The sequence below is a fragment of the Serratia sp. 25CWL12 genome (assembly GCF_055790885.1).
The window spans coordinates 220458-237310 of the sequence record NZ_CM147698.1; the positions used below are offsets into that span (position 1 = coordinate 220458).

A 16853-nucleotide genomic window follows, 5' to 3' on the forward strand; every position below is an offset into this window, starting at 1 on the left:
AGTTCTGTCAATAACTGTACCCGCTGCCGACAGCACGGCCCAGGGTTCGGCGTTGGATGGTACCCGAACAGGTGACGGTACCACACCAAGACCACTTAATTTTGACCAGATGAGCAAGCAAGAACGGCGGGAGCTGCATGATAGGTTGCGGAATATGACCAAAAGGAGATAGTTGATCTTACCCAGCAATAGTGGACACGGCACTAAGTGAGTAAACTCTTAACCCAGAGGTGACTCATGACTAAAACATCAACAACGAAAAACAAGCCCCGTAAACAACATACGCCCGCCTTTCGTGACGAAGCACTTAAGCTCGCCCAACGTATTGGGGTGGCCGCCGCTGCGCGAGAACTCGGTCTGTATGAATCGCAAATCTACGCTTGGCGTACTAAGCAACAGCAAAACCTATCTGCTTCTGAGCGTGAACAGACTCTTGCTACTGAAAATGCCCGCTTAAAGCGCCAATTAGCCGAACGTGATGAAGAGTTGGCTATTCTCCAAAAGGCCGCGACATACTTCGCGAAGCGCCTGAAATGAAGTATGTCTTTATCGAAAAACATCAGGCTGAGTTCAGCATCAAAGCCATGTGTCGGGTGCTCCGTGTCGCCCGCAGTGGCTGGTATGCCTGGCGTCTACGTCATCATCAGATAACCCCGCGTCAGCAGTTCCGTCTTGTCTGCGATGAGGCCGTTGGAAAGGCATTCAGTGACGCAAAACAGCGGTATGGTGCGCCACGTCTTTCTGATGAGCTTCCAGCGTACAACGTCAAAACCATCGCCGCTAGCCTACGTCGTCAGGGGCTGCGCGCAAAGGCCTCGCGCCGGTTCAGGCCGGTCAGTTACCGTGAGCATGGTTTGCCGGTGTCAGAAAACCTGTTGAAACAAGACTTTACCGCCTGTGGGCCGAATCAGAAATGGGCGGGTGACATTACCTACTTGCGTACAGATGAAGGCTGGCTTTACCTGGCGGTGGTGATTGACCTGTGGTCGCGAGCCGTCATCGGCTGGTCGATGTCCTCGCGGATGACGGCACAACTGGCGTGCGATGCGTTGCAAATGGCGTTGTGGCGGCGTAAACGCCCGGAAAATGTCATTGTTCATACAGACAGAGGCAGCCAGTACTGTTCAGCGGATTACCAGGCCTTACTGAAACGCCATAATCTGCGTGGCAGTATGAGCGCAAAAGGCTGTTGTTACGACAATGCCTGTGTTGAAAGCTTCTTCCACTCACTAAAAGTGGAGTGTATCCACGGCGAGCACTTTGCCAGCCGGGAAATAATGCGAACAACCGTGTTTAATTATATCGAGTGCGATTACAATCGCTGGCGTCGCCACAGTGCCTGTGGTGGTCTTAGCCCGGAACAATTTGAAAACCAAAACCTCGCTTAGCTGTGTGTCCATTGTTCGTGGGTAAGATCAAGTCACCACCACCGGCAGAGAGTAAACCGCACATTGTTACCCCTGAAATGGCCGCAGGACTGGACGGCTTAGGCGGTCAGTTGCTGGCATTCCTCCGGTCGATTGGTATTGAGCCAACGCCTTGTTATCTGGGGCTAGGGTGAGTTTTGGTGTTTCACATAGTTTTAAATTGGATCGCGGCCGTTTGGAACTCTAAGAATAACCAATCAAAGCAAGGGGGAGTTATTAGAGTCGTAACCTACAGGATTACAATGATTAATATGGTTATCAATATCGGTGAGCGTTGAAACGCTCACCTTTAATATTTATCAATCCATACGACTGATAACACACATTGATTAAAAAAGTGTTAATGTTTATCTAATATTGAACCCTTGAACCAGGTCAAACATCGATTCAAGGAGATCAACATCAATGTGGCTATATTTTTGTTTCATTTCTTGATTAGCTGACTCTTCAGCGGTTAAATAATGACAGGTCAGTAGTTCCATTATCTCTTGGGATCTGCTTAATTTATTTATGTGTTCTTCTTTAATATTTATTCTTGCTAAGGCATTGTTTGGAATTATGGTTTTTTTAATTATTTCAAAGAGTAATTCTTGGTCGTATACTTTCAGGAATGCCACAAGTCCAAGGGCTACGCCGAATATATGTTGTCGGTAATATTTAACATTATCTGGTTCGGCCATTATAGCAAATACTGAATAACAACGTTCAGCTTCACGCAACGAGCAGTTGTTTATTTCCAAAAGATAATTGAGGGTGTTTAGAATATCATTGTTCATTGAGAGTAAATTGTTTCCGCCGTCTATCTTAAGGAGGTAGTTATATATGCTCGGATTATGGTATGTTGGTTTTTTTTCTTCGAAAGATATTCTTTGTTTAGGTAATGTAAACCAATAGTGTATGAATTTATTAAGGTAAAGTCTTGAGTTTATTTTCCCGTATTTACATTCGATGTTTTTTTCAAACTGTTCACGATTGACAACAAGAAAGAAGATAAACCCCTCGACAGAAAAGAGATGCTTTATTTTTTCTAGTAACTCCAAAGAGAAATCAGGGCGAGCACGATCTAGTTCATCGATGATGAAAAATATTTTTTTCTCTCTTTCTATACTTATTTTTTTAAGGACTGTTCGAAAGCTTTCTATTTCTATAGACTCTTTTTCTCCTGACTTTAGTTTTTTTTCTATAAATTCTTCGAGAGGGGATGAAATTGCATTCGTGATGGTTTCTTTCACTCCATCAATAGTGTTACATGAAACTAAATTATTGGTTAATGTACTAACCAATAATTTTGCTGAGCCAATGGCTAATGAGACTCCAATCGTTTTGCCTAAGCTCAATAGATTTTTACTTAGACCTTCCATTGCTCCTTTTTCATTTTTTATTAGTGTGTAAATTTTAGATGTAATAGCTATAAATGGATCTGATTGATAATCTGCTTCAAATGCATCGAAATAAATAACATCAAACTGTTGCTGATGATTTATTTCGATTTCTGATTGCATCATTTTTACAAATGATGTTTTCCCATTTCCCCATTGGTCATCTAATGCTAATACTAGATTTTTATCTGGGGCTTGTGTCGCGACTCTCATGATTGTATTGTAAAGTTTTTTACGACCAAAAATATCATCTTCACTACTAAAACCATTTGAGAATTCTCTTTCTGGCCTGCTTAGTGGTATTGCCATTATTTAATCCCTTATTTTAAAAATGTATGGTATGCCCTTTGGTAATTGGTGCGGCATGCCAACGGCGATAATATGTTAAACCCTACTTAAATGAAGCTTATAGAATATAGCCAAGAGAAACGATTTTCAGCAAGTTATCACTTCAAAAATAATATCCCTTCACAACTCAACCTGTCCCTGCAACAAATCCAACGCATACTGACGTTCATCAGGCTTTAGCCTGTCCAGCAAGAGCTTGACCAGCTTATTGCCCGTCAGCCCGCTGGGGCTAAGTGTGTGGGAGTATGTGGCGTTAAAAACAAAGATGTGGCCGCATTCCACTTCTGAACAGGAACAGTAAAGATCCGCCAGTTGCTTACTTTTCCACTCAGTCTTACGGATAATGGCCGGAGCGCTACACTCCGGGCAATTGATTTTAAATAGGTGCATGTTAACTATCCCGCATGCCAGCGCTAGCAATTGGGGTGATTCTATCTTACTTGCGGTCATTTTTTGCCCTTATCTGAGCTATTGTCCGCGCTATCCAGGTCAAATTGCAGGTGTAAATGTGCCGGTATCTCTGAGTCACTATTGATACCGGCCATAAATTTGCGTTGCAGCGGGATCACCTCTTCCTTACGGTAGGTATCACGGGCGGTTTCAGGGTTCCCCATTATCGCCCCATTGGTGGGAATAATACCCGCCAGGCCAGCCGCGACGGTCATATTGTAAGGGGGGCAGCAATTTTGCCAACACACTGACTCTACGTTCTGAAGAAATACGTTTCACTTGTCACTCCATCGCCCTCTGGATCTATGTTTAGAAGGGGGAGGGAACAACTATGCTGACACTGAGGGAGCAGAAGGGCGTGAGATAGCCAATGAGAGGCAGAAACATAGGCTGATGTAGCAACCAAACCCAGGGTTTTTGAGGCCCAAAAAATAAATGGGGGGACGAAAAGGGGACAGTGACCAATAAGCCAATAAAAAAGCCACCTTGAAAGGTGGCTTAATTATATGATTTTACTACTAAAATTTGGTGGCCCCTGCTGGGTTTGAACCAGCGACCAATCGATTATGAGTCGACTGCTCTAACCGCTGAGCTAAGGGGCCAGGCGGCGTGATTATACGGTAATGACGGGATGCAGGTCTACAGTCGTCTGTTTGTATGGTGCTTTTCTGTTCAGCTATAGCCGATTGTTATTGCAGATGGGTTTTGCGAGTGTGCTGTCAGGCCTGCAAACAGTACGTTGTTGGCGTTATTGCTATTTATACCCATCCTATTCAGTGGGCAGTGTTGGCTACTACAGGCGGTGACTGGCATTAGCATAGGGATCTAAGCGTTGATCGGCATTTCTTCTTACTGATTGATACCACACCGCTCTACCGCTGAGCTGAGCAAGGGAATCGGGCGTGGGTCACCAAAACTACAGGCTTCAATTTACAATATGATGCTGTTATGGCGTTTTTTGAAAAATTAAATTTTAAAGCAATTATTGGTCAACCGGATTTCTATGCTTTAAATAATAAGATGAAAACGGTAAGTACGTTCCCGGAGGTTTAACCTCCGGGATAATGCACATCAGGTGAATCCCTGACGTATTTTGATTTTAGGTTGGTATGCAGCGCAATGTCGGGTCTATGCCTTACAACAACCCCATGGCCGGGTCGGTAATGGTATGTTTACCCGTTTCCACATGGCCAGCAAAACGGCGACGGTAATCCGGTAATGCTGGGCAAGTCACCTCAAAATCATACCAGTTCCCGCTATCGTCCAGGTTCCAGTCCAAATCCTTTTGGGTACCAGCGTCAACGTTAATCGTCCAAGGGCCATCTTTACGATAGGCTTGGGCTGATACGTTAAAGATGCAGGGTTGCGTACCGTTGTTCATCAACGTCACTATCACGCCACCTGTCGTAATGTTATAGCAAACACGTATTTCGGGATTAGCAGCAGTACTATCCCGAGTTAATAGACCAGCAAAAGCACGGTGATAGCCGTTGGGGCCTAATACCCACAAATCATAACGCCCGTCATCATCAAGTGCCCAGATATCGTCTAATAGTTTACCTGCCTCAACAACATAACGGCGCGGTACGCGATCCAGATGCAACTTATCGTATACATGGAATACCGCCGCCTCACTGCCCGTATTGGAAAAGATCAGGCTGACGACTTGGGCCGTAGCATCAGTGCGGGCACTGGTGTGGAGCTCATAAGGCAAAGCACGCGCTGGTTTTATACCCGGTTGCTGTACTGGCAAGTTTTGTTGTGATGGAACAGGAATTTTTAGCTTCTTTTGCTGTTCATTGCGCAATGTATCCGCATTGTCTTTGGTATTTCGACCTGCGAGGGCGGGCATTTGCTCAAAATTAGGGTTGGCAAAGTTAAAAGCACTGGTCAAATCGCCGAACACCGCGCGCCGGAAAGGGCTAATGTTTTCTTCTGCTATGCCAAAACGGGTTTCCAGAAAGCGCAGTACCGACGTGTGATCAAATTGCTGTGAATTGACCCAACCGCCGCGACTCCAAGGGGAAATAACAAACATGGGCACCCGTGGACCAGGGCCATAGCAATCTTGGTCCTGAGGGGGCATTCTCGTGCCATCAACAATCGGATGTGTGTAATATTCATACGATAAATCCTTATCACTGAGCGTAGATTTACCGATAAGTTGACCATCTGCATCCAAAGAAGGGGCACAAGGTGGTGGCATGTGATCAAAGTAGCCATCATTTTCGTCGAAATTGAGGAATAATACCGTCTTACTCCATACATCCGGATTAGCTGTTAATGCATCCAGAATTTCCTGGGTATACCAAGCCCCCTGTATTGGGCTTGAAGGGCCAGGGTGTTCGGAATAGGCAGCAGGAGCAATAATCCAAGTTACCTGCGGCAAATTACCTGACAAAATGTCCTGTTTAAAGCTCGCTAAAAAACCACCATCGGACATGGTATTGGCAATACCTTTATATAATCCTTTGCTATCGGTTGCCGGATCATAACTCGGGTTTTCTTCCGGTTGAAGATCGTTATAGACTGGCTTGCCAGAAAGGATATTGGCTTCGCGATATTGAGCGAACCCCGCCAATGGATTGTCAGTAAAGTTATCCGGCATATTTTGATAAACCTTCCAGGATACGCCTTTAGCTTCCAAACGTTCTGGGTAGGTGGTCCAGTCATACGCGTAATTCAGGTCGGTATCAGTGGCGAGTTCATCGAAGACATTATTAACCACGACCTTGCCGGTAGGTGTGGTTGCGCCGTTGGTCCCCGTCATATGAAATAAACGGTTGCTATTAGTACCACCATGCAGAGAGCAATAATAGGCATCACAGACGGTAAAAGCATTAGCGAGGGCAAATTGATATTCTAATTCCTGCTCACCATAATAGGACATGGATTGAGGTTCTTTGTATTGAGGCCAGTTTGTCATGCGGCCTTTATCCCAGGCATTTCTGGCATCAACCCAAGAATGCGGCGTTCCTGCAACACGTTGCGCATTACCCTGATTTTGATCAAGACGATAAGGTAATATGGAGTTCCCTTTACCATCCTTCTGTTGCCACACATTCAGGCCATCGGGTAATGGAATCGTAAAGCGATCGCCAAAACCACGCACGCCAGGGAGCGTACCAAAGTAATTATCAAAGGAGCGGTTTTCCTGCATAAATATAACAATATGCTCCACATCATTAATCGTGCCGGTTGCATTATTTGCCGCAATGGCCAGCGCTTTTTGAATGCTAGGTGGGAACATTTGCATAGCAGTCATCGCAGCAACGGTGCTTAATGACCCTTTTAAAAATTTGCGTTTGCTTTTATCAATAGTCATAACGGAGTCCTGTTTCCCTTATTCTTCGCTTTAATAATGAAAGTTGTCGATGTGCTGGCTGTGCTTATGATTTACTTCTCCATAGGGCTGACATTTCGGGCTATTGTTTTGTGAAATTCAAATCGGTTAACGACCGATGAGTCATAAGTTCACCACGTTACTCGGCACAAGGCATCGCCCTAAAGGGCCAGCGCAAGCGCTGTTCAAAACGCTTTGCGTTTTGTCCTGCAACTAAATTATCTAAAGGATCATTTCATCTATACTCGTCATACTTCAAGTTGCTTGGGTGTTGGCTGCCCTCGTTCACCCTAGTCACATAGTTAGCTATGCTCCCAGGGATTCGCTCAGTTGCCGCCTACAGGCAACTCGAATTATTTTGTGTATATAATATCAGGTGATAATTAGGGGGTGTTTTAACCTAATTAAGGGGCGCAACGTATGGTGGCTTCTTTCTCTTTCTCTTTCTCTTCTTCTTTTTCTTTTCCTTCCTCTTTTTCATTTTCTTTCTGCTCTTTTTTAAATTCACTGAAAGATTTAGAACTGTCGGATGAGTCACAGGCTGACAAACATGTCAAACAGAATGAAACGAGAAATAAATAAGACAATTTCTTGAGCCAATGAGATTGGCGATGGCGGGTAATAGGCATGTTTTACTCTCCTTGTTTAAAATGATCAGTTTAAAATGATCTCCTGCACTGTAGTCCTCAATGATGGTAAAAATATGAAAGTAATATGTAATTAGCGTTACATCTCAAGAGGATATCCATCACCATTAAATTGCAGAGTTATGACCCGTGGCAAGGGTATCCACTGCAAGGGACGGCAAGCGAACGTGGCTTTGGAACCGGACTAGGGTAGAGGTAAGGATAGGGTCAAAGGAAAGCAGGACGGAATTTTCTGAGATGATATTGCCAAGCGCGGAGGTCGTTTTTACAACTCAATACCCGCAGAATGCCTTATGGCTGATGGTGACTAAATCTGCTGGTATCCACTTCGGTGACAGAATTGATTAGAGGAACTGGGGGGAATCTAGAATGGTATCTGCGGATATTTCCACTATGGAAAATAAGCAGGTGGTCTATTCTGTCTTTCAATAATTAAGCCCCAGCAATGCTGGGGCTTGGGTCGAAAAACTTAATCATCCAAGAAGCTGCGTAACACTTCCGAGCGGCTTGGGTGGCGTAGTTTACGCAACGCTTTAGCTTCGATCTGGCGGATACGCTCGCGGGTAACGTCAAACTGTTTACCCACTTCTTCCAGAGTGTGGTCGGTATTCATATCAATACCGAAACGCATCCGTAGTACTTTCGCTTCGCGCGCGGTCAGGCCAGCCAGAACATCGTGGGTGGCAGAACGCAGACTTTCCGAAGTGGCAGAATCCAGTGGCAGCTCAAGAGTGGTATCCTCAATAAAATCACCAAGATGCGAATCTTCATCATCACCAATTGGCGTTTCCATGGAGATAGGCTCTTTGGCGATCTTCAACACCTTACGGATCTTGTCTTCCGGCATTAACATGCGTTCAGCCAACTCTTCCGGCGTCGGTTCACGGCCCATTTCTTGCAGCATCTGGCGTGAGATACGGTTGAGCTTGTTGATGGTCTCAATCATATGCACTGGAATACGAATAGTGCGCGCCTGATCCGCAATCGAACGGGTGATCGCCTGGCGGATCCACCAAGTTGCATAAGTCGAGAACTTATAACCACGGCGGTATTCAAACTTATCTACTGCTTTCATCAAACCGATATTACCTTCCTGGATCAGATCCAGGAATTGCAGGCCACGGTTGGTGTATTTCTTGGCAATAGAGATAACCAGACGCAAGTTGGCTTCAACCATCTCTTTCTTCGCGCGGCGAGCTTTGGCTTCGCCAATCGACATGCGACGGTTGATGTCTTTAACTTGCTCAATGGTCAGGCCGGTTTCTTCTTCGATCTGGCGCAGTTTCTGCAGGCTACGTTGAACATCGTCAGCCACTTCTTTGAGTTTCTCTGCCCATGGTTTGGCCATGGCAAGTGCAGCTTCAAACCAGGTGGTACTGGTTTCGTTGCCAGCAAACAGGGTCACAAAGTTTTTCTTCGGCATTTTGCACTGTTCAACACACAGTTTCATGATCAGGCGTTCTTGAGTACGAACGCGATCCATCATGGCACGCATGTTGTTGACCAGGAAGTCGAACTGTTTAGGCACCAGACGGAACTGTTTGAAGACCTCAGAAAGCTTCAGGATCTCTTCTGCTGCACTGGCATGGCTACGGCCATGGGTTTTGATAACCAGGCTGGTTGCTTCATGTTGGGTGCGCAGGTCAAGAAACTTCTGGCGTGCCAGTTCCGGGTCGATGCTGTTGTCGTCTTCAGCATCATCCTCGTCTTCTTCGTCCTCTTCGTCGTCATTCTGTTCTTCAGGTGTTAATTCAGAACCGATGTGCGTAGCGGTTGGCGCAACTTCCTCCTCCGCATTAGGGTCGACAAAGCCGGTGATCAGGTCAGACAGGCGCACTTCGCCCGCTTCGACACGATCATATTGTTCCAACAAGTAGGTAATGGCTTCCGGGTACTCGGCAACTGAGCACTGCACCTGATTGATACCGTCTTCAATGCGTTTGGCGATGTCGATTTCACCTTCACGCGTCAACAGTTCAACGGTACCCATTTCACGCATATACATGCGCACCGGATCAGTGGTACGGCCAATTTCGGATTCAACGCTTGAGAGCACCTGAGCTGCAGCTTCTGCGGCATCTTCGTCAGTATCGGTGGTATTCTCGGCCAGCATCAAATCATCGGCGTCCGGTGCTTCTTCCAGCACCTGGATGCCCATGTCGTTGATCATCTGGATGATGTCTTCGATCTGGTCGGAGTCGACGATATCTTCCGGCAGATGGTCATTGACCTCAGCATAGGTCAGATAGCCTTGCTCCTTACCGCGGGTGACAAGTAGCTTTAGCTGTGACTGCGGGTTTTGCTCCATAAGACGGTATCCACACTTCAGAGTATTTAGGTTGGTGTCGGTCGGCTAAACTGCCAACAATAGCATTTGGGGCGTTTTCATTGTTGTCGCGGCCCACTATGGCGACATATATCAGGGCATTTCCCTGTTTTTTAGCGGCACTTAAGCCGTTTGGTATTCAGTTTTTCTTCGCTAACGCCAGCTGCAATGACCAAAGTTCTTTACGCTCATCGGCGTTCAGGCCATGCGTTCTGTCACGGGCGATTAAATCTTCCTGGCGTTTTTCCAAGATTGACTCATACAGGTTAGTCAATGTATCTAAAAAATGTTGTTCAACTTGATCCTCAACGATCATATGGTTCCATGTTGCCAAGGTTTCAAGCTGCGGACTGAATTCATTGTCCCGATAGAGCTCCAGCAACTGGCCGGTGTTGAGCCCAGGCTGTGCTAAACAGGTCTGCACCAATTCAGAAAATAACGGTAAGCCTGCCTGCTTGCTCTGCTCTAACCCTTCCAGCGATGGTATAAGTGTAGCCAAACGTGGATTCTGCACCAGTAAACCTATCAGTATACGCATGGTCGTGCGCTTTAACTGGGGGGCCTGATAAGGATTGGCATTTTCCATCTGTTTGGGCATCAACTTATCAAGTTGGCTGTCATCCAGCAGGCCCAGCTTACTACCCAGTTGTTGACGCAAATATAAACGCAACGTTTCTCCGGGCACCTGAGTGATCAACGGCAGTGCCAGTGTACTCAGTTTGGCGCGACCATCCGGGCTACTTAAATCCACTTGTGGCATCAAGGTTTCGAATAAGAAAGTGGAAAGCGGCTGCGCCAGCTCCATTCGTTGTTCAAAGGCCTCTTTGCCCTCTTTGCGTACTAAGGTGTCCGGGTCTTCACCATCAGGCAAAAACATAAAACGTAACTGGCGACCATCATTAAGATAGGGCAGTGCGGTTTCTAACGCACGCCAAGCTGCCTCGCGGCCAGCCCTGTCACCATCATAACAACAGATCACATTATCTGTGGCGCGGAACAGTAACTGAATGTGTTCCGCCGTGGTTGAGGTGCCTAATGAGGCAACGGCATAATCTATGCCATATTGCGCTAATGCCACCACATCCATATAACCTTCCACCACCAACAGGCGCTGTGGGGTGGAGTGAATCTGTTGTGCTTCATACAGGCCATATAACTGGCGGCCTTTGTGGAACACTTCAGTTTCTGGCGAGTTCAAGTATTTTGGCAAGCCATCACCCAATACCCGCCCACCAAAAGCGATGACTCGCCCACGTTTGTCGCGAATGGGGAACATCACACGTTCGCGAAAACGATCATAAGTACGCCCTTGATCGTTGGTCACCAGCATACCGGCATCATTCAATGCGGCCCGGTTGTCGCCATTCCCGCCAAAACGCTTGAGCGCGTTATCCCAACCCGGCGGTGCAAAACCGATGGCAAAATGGCGGATAACCTCATCACTCAATCCACGTTGTTGTAGGTAATGACGTGCCGACAACCCACTGGGTTGATGTAGCGACTGTTGATAGAACGTACTGAGCTGTTCCATCAGTTGGTAGAGATTTTGGCGCTGATGGCGTTCAATTTGCGTTGGCCCGTTACCTGCCTCGTAAGGCACTTCCAGACCCTGCATGGCGGCGAGTTCTTCGATGGTTTCGACAAACTCCAGTCTGTCGTAATTCATCAGGAAATCGACGGCGTTGCCATGTGCCCCACAACCAAAACAGTGATAAAACTGTTTTTCACCATTTACAGTGAATGAAGGTGTTTTCTCGTGGTGGAACGGACAACATGCGTGATAGTTCTTGCCCTGCTTTTTAAGCTTCACCCGCGCATCGATCAGATCGATGATGTCGGTACGAGCCAGCAAGTCATTGATAAATACACGCGGAATTCGCCCAGCCATAAGCCCCTGTTATATTTGCTATAAACAAGAACAAGCCGCGCTTTCCTTCCGGAAGGCACGGCCTTCGTATGCAACTACTCGGTCTGCGTGTTGTTTAAAACCAACAAACACGCGGTGGGGTTGCCCCCCGAAGGATTAATACAGACGAGTGCGGCGTGCGTTTTCGCGAGCCAGTTTCTTGGCGTGACGCTTTACCGCAGAAGCTTTAGCACGTTTACGCTCGGTAGTTGGTTTTTCATAAAACTCACGGCGACGAACTTCAGCTAAAACACCCGCTTTTTCGCAGGAACGCTTGAAACGACGCAGAGCAACATCAAATGGCTCGTTTTCACGTACTTTAATTACAGGCATGTGCCTCTCACCTCAATAAAATTCGGTTTGCTGCTGGCCAAGCGCCAGCCTTTTCAAAATGGTGCGGAATTTTACTTCAATGCATGCTGCTTTGTAAAGCACCATGGCAAACTCATATGATTATCCTTTAGCCAAAGTGGCCCTTCAAGTTGATTCAACTTGCCGGATTGGCAGTAAACGCTCTATGGATTGTGATAAACTGACCGCTGCACGTGAATGATGGGAAATGTAATGCGCGTACTGGGTATAGAAACGTCCTGTGATGAAACCGGAATTGCAGTGTATGACGACCAAGCCGGTTTATTAGCTAATCAACTTTACAGCCAGGTTAAACTGCATGCCGACTATGGTGGTGTGGTGCCGGAACTGGCTTCCCGTGATCATGTGCGCAAAACCGTGCCGTTGATACAGGCTGCGCTGAAAGAGGCCGGGTTGTCGGCGGCGGATATCGATGGTGTCGCCTATACCGCGGGCCCGGGTTTGGTCGGGGCACTGCTGGTTGGGGCTACCATTGGTCGCGCGCTGGCCTTTGCCTGGAACGTGCCCGCGGTGCCAGTACATCATATGGAAGGGCACTTGCTGGCTCCCATGCTGGAGGATAACCCACCTGCCTTTCCCTTTGTAGCGTTACTGGTGTCTGGTGGCCATACCCAGCTTATTTGTGTCAACGGCGTGGGTGAATATACCTTGCTCGGCGAGTCGATTGATGACGCTGCCGGTGAAGCATTCGACAAAACGGCAAAGTTGTTGGGGTTGGATTACCCGGGTGGGCCATTGTTGTCAAAAATGGCGCAACAGGGGACTCCTGGCCGTTTTACCTTTCCACGGCCAATGACGGACCGTCCCGGTTTGGATTTCAGTTTTTCCGGCTTGAAGACGTTTGCTGCCAATACGATTCGTGCCAACGGTAACGATGAGCAAACTCAAGCTGATATCGCCTGGGCATTTGAGGATGCGGTGGTAGAAACCTTAGCCATCAAGTGTAAACGTGCGTTGGAGCAAACCGGCCTTAAGCGGCTGGTGGTTGCTGGTGGTGTGAGTGCAAACCAGACGTTACGCCATAAACTGGCGGAAATGATGAAAAAACGTCGGGGTGAGGTTTTTTATGCTCGCCCGGAATTTTGTACCGATAACGGTGCCATGATTGCCTACGCCGGGATGATCCGGCTGAAAAACGGCGCCGATAGTGAATTGAGTGTTTCGGTGCACCCACGCTGGCCACTGGCAGAGTTGCCTGCGGTTGATTTCAACCCCGTCACGCTAGATAGCGCCAAGTGAATAGATAAACAGCGGCTGGATTAAGCTTGAATAGATAACTTAGCCGCTGATTACTCTTCTTTTTTTTCTGCCGATTCCGCTGTTTCTTTATTTTTTTTGCGGAATTTCCCCCAGATTTTCCCTTCTTGCCCACGCCACAGGCGCTGAATATTGTCGTGATGGCGCAACAGGATCAGGCATGAGAGCATGGCGACCGGGAAGGTGAACTGCGGCTTGAACCACCAGACGTAAAACGGTGCAATGAGTGCGCTGATGATTGCCCCCAGCGAGGAGTAACCACTCAAGAGTACCGTCAGCAGCCAGGTTCCGGTCATCAGGCCGGTGAGGTCCCAACTGATTGGTGCAATGGCACCGAATGCAGTGGCGACGCCTTTCCCCCCACGAAAATGGAAAAACACCGGGTAAATATGCCCAAGGCAGGCGGCGATGGCGGTTAACCCCAGGTATAGCGGTGGCAGGCTGAGCCAATAAGCCAGCCAGACCGGCAGCATCCCCTTGATAATATCAAACAGTAATACCGCCAGTGCCGCCAAGCGCCCGCCAATACGCAGCACATTGGTGGCCCCAGGATTTCCTGACCCTTGTTCACGCGGATCAGGTAGCCCGGCGATCCGGCAAACCAGGATCGCACTGGAAATTGAGCCACACAGATACGCGAAGATAATCATGCCAAGCGCGGTAGCACTCATAACGCGGTTCCGTTTAATAATGGTCGTTTTACTTACAATATCCATGGATAATACGCATATTCAGCCAGAAGTGGTACTGGCGAGGGCAAAAACTGAGAATGACGTGATGGATATCGTATTTATTGAAGAACTTAGTGTGATCACCACCATTGGTGTTTATGACTGGGAACAGACCATTCAACAGAAGCTGGTGTTCGATATCGAAATGGCCTGGGATAATCGCCAAGCCGCAGCCAGTGATGATGTGAATGACTGCCTAAGCTACGCGGATGTCAGTGAGGCGGTGATTGGGCATGTACAACCTAATCGTTTTGCTTTGGTAGAGCGTGTAGCGGAAGAAGTGGCTGAAATTTTACTGCAACGTTTTAACTCTCCTTGGGTGCGTATTAAAGTCAGCAAACCGGGGGCGGTGGCCCAAGCAAACCGGGTTGGGGTGATTATTGAACGCGGTAGGCGGCCAGTCTGAAACTCGGTCATTTTTATGCGCTAGTGATATTGGCTGCAACTTGAATGAACCTGGGTATAGAATAAGCTGTTAAATTTTAAACGGAGTAGGCAGGTTGATGACAGACGTACATTTATTGTTTGTGGCATTTGTGCTTGGGGTGGTTGAAGGATTGACCGAGTTCCTACCGGTCTCTTCCACTGGCCATATGATTATTGTTGGGCAATGGTTGGGTTTTACCGGGGATACGGCCAAAACTTTTGAAGTGATTATTCAACTGGGTTCGATTCTGGCGGTAGTGGTGGTGTTCTGGCGCCGCTTGTTTGGTCTGATCGGCATTCATTTTGGTGGTAAACCAGTAGCTCATGAAGGGAAGACGGCAGGGCACCTGACGTTGGGGCATATCCTGCTGGCGATGTTCCCGGCGGTGGTGTTGGGGCTGCTGCTTCATGATTTTATCAAATCGCTGTTTGAAGCGAAAAACGTCATGTATGCCCTGATTGCCGGTGGCGTGCTGCTGTTGGTAGCGGAATGGCTAAAACCGAAAAACCCACGGGCAGTGGGGTTGGATGACATCACTTATCGTCAAGCGTTTGCTATCGGTTGCTTCCAGTGTCTGGCGCTGTGGCCGGGTTTTTCCCGTTCAGGATCCACCATTTCTGGCGGTATGCTGGTGGGGGTAAACCGTTATGCAGCATCTGAGTTTTCCTTCATCCTGGCGGTACCGATGATGATGGGGGCCAGTATACTGGATCTCTATAAGAGCCTGCATTTTCTGACCTTGGCCGACTTGCCAATGTTCGCCGTTGGTTTTATTACGGCTTTCGTTGTCGCGCTGATCGCGATTAAAACTTTCCTGCAGTTGATCAAACGTATTTCGTTTGTGCCGTTTGCTATCTACCGGTTTATCGTTGCGGGTGTGGTTTATATGGTGTTTATGTAATTGAGTAAAAAGGGTAAGCCCCCCTGGCGTGATGATTACGCTGAAGGGGCTTGCTCTTTCTTCCATTCTGCCAGTGCTTGCTGGCGGCGGCGGCGCACTTCATCGCGGATTGCCAGCCCTTGCAGGCCACTGGCTACCACCTCTTTCACCGAAATGCTGTTGGCGACCAGATAGGCTTGGCGCAAGTAGTCACCTTGCGGGTAAGGTGAGTTTTCAAACCCGGTGCGCCCTCGGGCATCAGCTTCGCTGGAGAGGATCATCTGTTGCAGACGTTGTGGTTTACGCCAGACATCAATGTTATCAAACAACTTGAGCAATGTTTCCGGGCGTAGCTTGTCAACGGTGTGGATCAGGTCATGATATTCCGCCACCAGTTTGGCCAGTTCACGCAGTGGGTTCGGCACGCGTAACCGTTGGCAGAGTTGTTCCACCAACCTGACCCCCACTGGGCCATGACCGTAGTGATGGGGCCAGAGTTCTTTCGGTGTTAGCCCCTTACCCAAGTCGTGGCACAGAGCGGAGAAACGGATAGCCACTTCAGCGCTGAGTTGGCTGGCTATCGCCAGTGTCATCAACGTATGTACCCCGGTATCGATCTCTGGGTGCCACTTTTCGGGTGCCGGTACGCCAAATAAGGCATCAATTTCTGGGAACAACACCTTTAACGCCCCACAGTCCCGTAGTACCTGGAAATAAACCTGGGGAGTCTGGCTCTGTAAGGCTTTCTCTGTTTCTTTCCAAACTCGTTCTGCGGTTAAGCTGGATAACTCGCCACTTTCAGCCATGCTACGCATCAGCGCCTGGGTTTCCGCTGCGATGGTAAAGCCCAAAGGGGCAAAGCGCGCAGCAAAGCGGGCTACCCGTAAAACACGTAGCGGATCTTCTGCAAAGGCATGGGAAACATGGCGTAAAATGCGGGCATTAAGGTCAGCTTGACCATGATAGGGATCGACCAAATTCCCGTTGTCTTCCTGTGCCATGGCATTGATGGTGAGATCACGGCGCATCAAGTCTGCTTCGAGGGTGACATCCGGGGCCGCGTAGCAGTTAAAACCGGTATACCCCTGACCCGATTTACGCTCGGTACGTGCCAGTGCGTACTCTTCATGGGTTTTCGGGTTGAGAAACACCGGGAAGTCTTTACCCACAGGCTGATAACCGAGCGCGAGCAGTTCATCGGGTGTGGCACCCACCACCACCCAGTCCCGATCAACTACCGGCAGATTAAGCAGGGTGTCGCGTACAGCGCCGCCGACCAGGTAAGTCTTCACGGTTTAGCTCCTGAATATTGTGGGTACAGCGGTTATCAGGGCAAACCGACCGATGGGCTGTTGGCAAC

The 16853-nt window shown here is 48.1% G+C and carries 13 protein-coding genes, 1 tRNA gene and 1 pseudogene; 4 read left to right on the top strand and 11 right to left on the bottom strand.

The features are described 5' to 3' along the window. The first annotated feature begins 237 nt into the window (after positions 1 to 237). Positions 238 to 1388, top strand: a protein-coding gene (locus ACX9GV_RS01035) for an IS3 family transposase (RefSeq protein WP_473196739.1) whose coding sequence is annotated in 2 segments (ribosomal slippage) — positions 238 to 499 and positions 499 to 1388 — 1152 coding nt in all. Because the reading frame shifts where the segments join, the coding sequence is not laid out codon by codon here. 386 nt (positions 1389 to 1774) lie between these two features. On the opposite strand, the gene ACX9GV_RS01040 is transcribed toward ACX9GV_RS01035, so the two are convergent. From ACX9GV_RS01040 to rpsU, 9 genes and pseudogenes are all read right to left on the bottom strand, one after another. After that, entirely contained in the window at positions 1775 to 3115 is a 1341-nt protein-coding gene (locus ACX9GV_RS01040) for a KAP family P-loop NTPase fold protein (RefSeq protein WP_473196740.1), read from the bottom strand. 159 nt (positions 3116 to 3274) lie between these two features. Next, positions 3275 to 3544, bottom strand: coding sequence for an Ogr/Delta-like zinc finger protein (locus ACX9GV_RS01045; protein WP_473196741.1), 270 nt, complete (start codon positions 3542 to 3544; stop codon positions 3275 to 3277). A 56-nt stretch (positions 3545 to 3600) separates the two neighbouring features. Then, positions 3601 to 3807 (bottom strand): annotated as a pseudogene (locus tag ACX9GV_RS01050) (phage portal protein); the annotation flags it as partial. Between the two features lie 323 nt (positions 3808 to 4130). Continuing rightward, positions 4131 to 4206, bottom strand: a tRNA-Ile gene (locus tag ACX9GV_RS01055). Positions 4207 to 4739: 533 nt separating this feature from the next. Next, the gene (locus ACX9GV_RS01060; protein WP_473196742.1) at positions 4740 to 6929 is read right to left on the bottom strand and encodes a phosphocholine-specific phospholipase C; all 2190 of its coding nucleotides are present in this window, start codon (positions 6927 to 6929) and stop codon (positions 4740 to 4742) included. Between the two features lie 422 nt (positions 6930 to 7351). Beyond that, the gene (locus ACX9GV_RS01065; protein ID WP_473196743.1) at positions 7352 to 7576 is read right to left on the bottom strand and encodes a hypothetical protein; all 225 of its coding nucleotides are present in this window, start codon (positions 7574 to 7576) and stop codon (positions 7352 to 7354) included. 487 nt (positions 7577 to 8063) lie between these two features. Beyond that, positions 8064 to 9902: an RNA polymerase sigma factor RpoD gene (gene rpoD, locus ACX9GV_RS01070; RefSeq protein WP_023491307.1), complete on the bottom strand. Its 1839-nt coding sequence runs from the start codon at positions 9900 to 9902 to the stop codon at positions 8064 to 8066. A gap of 157 nt (positions 9903 to 10059) precedes the next feature. After that, positions 10060 to 11808, bottom strand: coding sequence for a DNA primase (gene dnaG, locus ACX9GV_RS01075; protein ID WP_473196744.1), 1749 nt, complete (start codon positions 11806 to 11808; stop codon positions 10060 to 10062). A gap of 135 nt (positions 11809 to 11943) precedes the next feature. Further along, positions 11944 to 12159: a 30S ribosomal protein S21 gene (rpsU, locus tag ACX9GV_RS01080; protein WP_001144069.1), complete on the bottom strand. Its 216-nt coding sequence runs from the start codon at positions 12157 to 12159 to the stop codon at positions 11944 to 11946. Positions 12160 to 12390: 231 nt separating this feature from the next. Between rpsU and tsaD the strand changes: the two genes are divergently transcribed. Then, complete coding sequence (tsaD, locus tag ACX9GV_RS01085; RefSeq protein ID WP_473196745.1) at positions 12391 to 13437, top strand: tRNA (adenosine(37)-N6)-threonylcarbamoyltransferase complex transferase subunit TsaD; 1047 nt, start codon at positions 12391 to 12393, stop codon at positions 13435 to 13437. A gap of 50 nt (positions 13438 to 13487) precedes the next feature. Here tsaD and plsY read toward each other — a convergent pair whose 3' ends face one another. Beyond that, positions 13488 to 14126 carry a glycerol-3-phosphate 1-O-acyltransferase PlsY gene (gene plsY / locus ACX9GV_RS01090; RefSeq protein ID WP_473196746.1) on the bottom strand — a complete coding sequence of 213 codons (639 nt, stop codon included), beginning with the start codon at positions 14124 to 14126 and terminating at the stop codon, positions 13488 to 13490. 106 nt (positions 14127 to 14232) lie between these two features. On the opposite strand from plsY, the gene folB reads away from it, so the two are divergent. Together folB and bacA are read left to right on the top strand one after the other, a co-directional pair. Then, positions 14233 to 14592 carry a bifunctional dihydroneopterin aldolase/7,8-dihydroneopterin epimerase gene (gene folB, locus ACX9GV_RS01095; protein ID WP_037384678.1) on the top strand — a complete coding sequence of 120 codons (360 nt, stop codon included), beginning with the start codon at positions 14233 to 14235 and terminating at the stop codon, positions 14590 to 14592. 97 nt (positions 14593 to 14689) lie between these two features. Beyond that, positions 14690 to 15514 carry an undecaprenyl-diphosphate phosphatase gene (bacA, locus tag ACX9GV_RS01100; protein ID WP_473196747.1) on the top strand — a complete coding sequence of 275 codons (825 nt, stop codon included), beginning with the start codon at positions 14690 to 14692 and terminating at the stop codon, positions 15512 to 15514. Positions 15515 to 15549: 35 nt separating this feature from the next. Here the strand turns inward: bacA and ACX9GV_RS01105 are convergent, their stop codons facing one another. After that, entirely contained in the window at positions 15550 to 16785 is a 1236-nt protein-coding gene (locus ACX9GV_RS01105) for a multifunctional CCA addition/repair protein (protein ID WP_473196748.1), read from the bottom strand. Between the last annotated feature and the right edge of the window lie 68 nt (positions 16786 to 16853).